We start from the raw sequence: 2,345 nt of genomic DNA, 5'->3' as shown, positions 1-2,345 counted from the left end.
AAAAACAATGAGAGTTTTATCTCTCATTTTCCATTTTTTTAATTATTGTTAATTTGTTTTTAGTTTTAAGTTTTTTAAACAATCATTTTTTAATTTAAATATTCTTCCCATTTAACTACAAGAAACAATTATACATTATACTCAATCAAATTTCAAAAAGAGAGAATTCTAATGGGAATAAAAGGGATCCGTATAGGAGGTTAAATTATGATGGATATGATGATAATGAATATAATTAGGATTTTAATAATATTTTTAATAGTCTACGCAGTGTGGAAAGGATTAAAAACATTATTCAAAATAGCAGTGATTCTACTTGTTGTTTTTATAGGATTAGGGCTACTAGGATTTTAATTCCTACTTCCTAAACTTTTTTTATAATAACTTCAATATTTTTTAATTGCTTTAATATCCATCACCAGGGAATTTCTAAAATTTTAAATAAATTAATTATTAAAAATATTATCTGATTAAAATAACTTCAACTATAGTTGTTTATAAAAATATTAAAGGAGCTCAACATGAATAAATAATTAAAGATGCTTTTTTATTTCCATCAAAAAACACTGGAAAATTTGCAATGTATCTTCTTTTGTCAGTTTTGATGATAGGATTTGTTATTGGAGGAATTGTCACATATTCATTCGGATTTATTAATGAAGAAGATTACCTGATTGGAGGAATATATCTTTTAATTGCTATGATGATTGGATTTATACTCTATGGTTATCGTCTCAGGGTTATTAAATCCGGAATTGAACTTGATGATAATGTTCCCAGCTTTGAATTGTATGAAAATTTTATGACCGGTTTCGATAATTTTGTTGTTACATTATTTTACTATATAATTCCTGCATTAATTGTTTTAGTTGTGGGATATGGTACCCATCTCAGGGACAACGCCATAAATGTTGTCTGGGAATTTGTTTCACAGATAATCAATTGTATTATCGGCAATTCTACCGGTTTTACCCTCAATACATTATCACACGCAGCAACCAATTTTTTGAATTCCTTATTTATTACTATTACTGCTGCTTTAATTTTATTTATAATCTTTTCAATCTTGAAATTTGCAGCTGAAGCAAGATTAGCAAATACCGGATCTTTAAAAGAGGCTTTAAACATCTTTGGGGCACTGAAAGACATAATAAGAATTGGTATTGTTAGGGTACTTATATTAGTTCTGTTAGTTATTGTAATTATTGCAGTTATAGGAATTATTTTTATAACTCTCTTCGCGTATTATCCGTTTTTATTAACAATTATTTATAGTATACTAACTCCATACTTAATATTAGTTACTCAAAGGGCTATCGGATTAACATACTCAGATATAGCTAAAATATAATGGTGTTAATTATGAATTTAAGAGATATACTTAAGAATGCATTTATATTCCCATCAAAAAACCTAGAAACATTATCAACTTTTGCAATTCTCTTGATATTATCCTCTGCATTTGCTTTTGAAGGAATAGTAACATGCATATTTGGCGTTTTTGACATTTGGAATTTAGTAATCGGAGCAATATGCATTATAATTGCAATAATAATCGGACTAAACACCAGGAAGATATCAATTCAATGTATTAAATCCGGAATTGACTTAGAAGAAAAATTACCTGATTTTAACTGGTGGCAAAATTTAAGCACCGGTTTAAATAAAGTCATTATCACAATATTCTACTTTATAATTCCGGCATTACTTGTTGTAGCGGTTGCATTTATTACAAATCTTATTGGCAGCATTATAACAATAATCCAAGGAATAATTACAGTTCTTTCCAGTGTTATGATAGGAGATGTTATATCTGGATTCAGTTCAATCTATCACGCATCTTATCCATTGTTAATTTCTTTATCTATTACCCTTTCCGCCTGTATGATTATATTTTTAATATTTTCATTCTTCCAGGCAATGGGTGAGGCAAGATTGGCACATACCGGCAGTTTAAAAAATGCTTTAAATATTGTTGGAGCAGCAAGAGACATATCAAGAATTGGTGTAGGCAAGTTAATATTATTATCAGCATTACTTTTCGTGATTATGACTGTTATCCAGTTTATTTTAACAGTTATCTGCAATCAGTTACCGGTTTTAACCATTCTTTTTATAATAGTAACTCCATACCTGGAATTATTTAGTCAAAGATCTCTTGGGTTATTATATTCAGATATTGTTTAATGTTTTAAGCCCTTCGGCTTTAAAAACCTGAAAATTCATAATTGACAAGTAAAATTAGCAGATATTGCAAAATAGAAAATGATATGGAACTAATTGATATACACCATATCTTATTTTTTATTATTTTTAATTAATGATTCCAGTTCATCCAAACGTTC

General features: G+C 28.0%; 3 protein-coding genes. All 3 read left to right on the top strand.

Features of this window, described 5'->3' with window-relative positions; genetic code table 11:
* Window positions 1–207 precede the first annotated feature (207 nt).
* The 3 genes from QZ146_RS08695 (at window position 208) to QZ146_RS08685 (ending at window position 2,187) form a co-directional block, all read left to right on the top strand.
* Window positions 208–354, top strand: coding sequence for a hypothetical protein (locus QZ146_RS08695; RefSeq protein ID WP_295723699.1), 147 nt, complete (start codon window positions 208–210; stop codon window positions 352–354).
* Window positions 355–604: 250 nt separating this feature from the next.
* Entirely contained in the window at window positions 605–1,351 is a 747-nt protein-coding gene (locus tag QZ146_RS08690) for a DUF4013 domain-containing protein (RefSeq protein WP_295723697.1), read from the top strand.
* 11 nt (window positions 1,352–1,362) lie between these two features.
* Entirely contained in the window at window positions 1,363–2,187 is an 825-nt protein-coding gene (locus tag QZ146_RS08685; protein WP_295723695.1) for a DUF4013 domain-containing protein, read from the top strand.
* Window positions 2,188–2,345 lie beyond the last annotated feature (158 nt).

This window comes from uncultured Methanobrevibacter sp. (genome assembly GCF_905235195.1).
Classification (GTDB): Archaea; Methanobacteriota; Methanobacteria; order Methanobacteriales; family Methanobacteriaceae; genus Methanarmilla.
The sequence above is the reverse complement of the archived record's forward strand: the minus strand, read 5'-3'. Positions and strand labels throughout refer to the sequence as shown.

Coding starts and splice junctions, on each gene's coding strand:
- QZ146_RS08695 (WP_295723699.1), top strand. CDS start 208: ATGATGGATATGATGATAATGAATATAATTAGGATTTTAATAATATTT.
- QZ146_RS08690 (WP_295723697.1), top strand. CDS start 605: ATGATAGGATTTGTTATTGGAGGAATTGTCACATATTCATTCGGATTT.
- QZ146_RS08685 (WP_295723695.1), top strand. CDS start 1,363: ATGAATTTAAGAGATATACTTAAGAATGCATTTATATTCCCATCAAAA.